Source organism: Fibrobacter sp., assembly GCA_012523595.1.
Taxonomy (GTDB): Bacteria; Fibrobacterota; Chitinivibrionia; order Chitinivibrionales; family Chitinispirillaceae; genus JAAYIG01.
In genome coordinates, this window is record JAAYIG010000194.1 from 1 (window position 1) to 2397 (window position 2397).

Below are 2397 nucleotides of genomic sequence, written 5' to 3' on the forward strand. Positions count from 1 at the left end.
AATGAACCCGGGGTTTCACTCTACAGAACACTGAAAAAACCGCTTTCACACAGGAAGCAGGGGGTGTTTATTGTCGAGGGTGATAAAGTAGTAGAACGGTTCTTTGAAAGCGGGCTGACTGTAATTTCCGTTCTGTTGATTGATGATAAACTGGAAGTATTCAAGGATATACTGGACAGGAAGCAGGAGAATATCGATGTATATCTCGTCTCTCCTGAGTTTCTCAAAGAGATTGTCGGCTTCAGATATCATCAGGGGATAATGGCTGCAGGACTGGTGCCCAGGTCTGCCTCTATAGATGAAGTCATAAGAAATGCAACCGCTCCAAGGCTGTTTGTAGCCCTGGACAGGCTCGAGAGCGCGGAAAACACCGGTGTCATCGTTCGAAACTGCGCCGCCTGCGGCTGTCAGGCACTGCTTGTGGGCAGAAACTCTACAGACCCCTTCCTGCGCAGGTCTATACGCAATTCCATGGGAGCGATTTTTAAAATCCCGGTAATTTACTCTTGCGATTTACCACTGCAGCTCAGATATCTCAGAGAAAAATCCGGTTTTACAATAATTGCCGCACATCCCGGATATGGATGCACCCCTCTGTATGAAGCTGATCTTACAGGAAACTGCTGCATTGTCTTCGGAAATGAGGGTGAGGGAATCTCGGGGGAAGTACTCGATGCGTGTGATGCAAGAGTAAAAGTACCGATGGTTCAGGGGATCGACTCACTCAATGTAGCTGCTTCAAGCGCCGTTTTCCTCTACGAAGCAATGAAACAGCGGGCATGCCGTAATTCAGTATTTCAGTGATGGATTAAGTCGGGAAATCTTACTATTTTTGTTGTAACCATTCCTTAGTAATAAGCTCCAGGGGAATCCATTGATGAAAAAACGTGACTGGCTCAAAGAGCTCAATCCGCAGCAGCTCCAGGCTGTGACTTATGGTGATAGTCCGGTGCTGGTTGTGGCCGGAGCCGGAAGCGGTAAAACGAAAACACTCGCCTGCAGGGTAGCCTGGCTTATATCTCAGGGTGTAAGTCCGGACAGGATACTTCTTCTCACCTTTACCCGCAGGGCAGCTAAAGAGATGCTCGACAGGGCATCACAGGCGCTGAATGATCAGACCGCTATCTCACAGGTCTGGAGCGGAACTTTCCATGCCGTTGCCAACCGCCTTCTGAGAATCTACAGCCAGTCCTCAGGACTTCCCGCCGATTTTACCATCATAGATCAGTCAGATGCGGAGGATATGCTCGATGTTATCAGACAGAAAGTGACAGATGCGCAAAAGAGGGGACGTTTCCCCAGAAAAGGAACCTTGCTCTCCATATATTCGCGGAAAATGAATTCAGGAGAGGACCTGGATTATATCCTCAAAAAACTCTATCCCTGGTGTGTGCGCTGGAAAGAGGAGCTGAAGACTATTTTCAAGGAGTACACTACTTTAAAGCAGAAACGCGGCACTCTCGACTACGATGATCTGCTGCTTTACTGGTATTATCTGCTGGAGGATCCCAGGGCTGCGGAAAGAATCTCCGGAAGATTCGATCATATTCTTGTCGATGAGTATCAGGATACAAACAAGCTTCAGTCCGACATACTCACAGGCATGCGCCGCAGCATAAAGAATGTCATGGCAGTTGGCGACGATGCCCAGAGCATTTACAGTTTCAGGGCGGCAACAGTACGTAACATGCTGGATTTCCCGAAGATTTTCCCTGGAACCGGAGTCATCACTCTTGAGCAGAATTACCGTTCCTCTCCCCCCATCCTGAATACAACAAATGTGCTGATTGCCCAGGCAAAGGAGCGATTCTCAAAAAACCTCTTCTCGACCAGGGAGGGTGGCGAGTGTCCGAAGATTATCACATGCAAAGATGAACTCCAGGAAGCTGAGATGGTGATCGAGCGGGTACTGAAACACTATGAGGAGGGAATCCCTTTGCGTAAACAGGCAGTACTGTTCAGGGCAGGATCTCACTCCGCATCGCTTGAACTCGCTTTATTGAAAAAAGAGATCCCTTTCCATAAATACGGAGGGCTTAAATTCCTCGAGGCTGCGCACATCAAGGACTTTGTTTCCCTGATCCGCATACTTGAAAACCCACGTGATGAGATGGCGTGGTTCAGGGTTCTTCAGCTCTTTGACGGAGTAGGACCGGCTACTGCATCGGCGATCTTCGATTACTTCCGGGCCTCCAACTTTTCTTTCGATTCCCTGCAAAACGCTCCTGTTTCCAAACCGGTTCTGATGGAGCTGCTCAGGCTGCGAAAAATGTGGGTCTATCCGGATTTCCCAAACAGTGTAGTTAGATGAGTTCTTTGACATATATATAGAGTCACAGGCCCCTACAGAGGTATTTTTGTTTGATAATCGTCAACACAAACAAATTCCTGCAAGGA

The 2397-nt window shown here is 48.3% G+C and carries 2 protein-coding genes; both read left to right on the forward strand.

The features are described from left to right. Positions 1–804 (forward strand): RNA methyltransferase (locus GX089_12825; GenBank protein NLP03373.1); only part of this gene is annotated, 804 nt, incomplete at its 5' end. Between the two features lie 73 nt (positions 805–877). Then, positions 878–2311, forward strand: a complete 1434-nt coding sequence (locus GX089_12830; GenBank protein NLP03374.1) for an ATP-dependent helicase — start codon at positions 878–880, stop codon at positions 2309–2311. Positions 2312–2397: the final 86 nt, after the last annotated feature.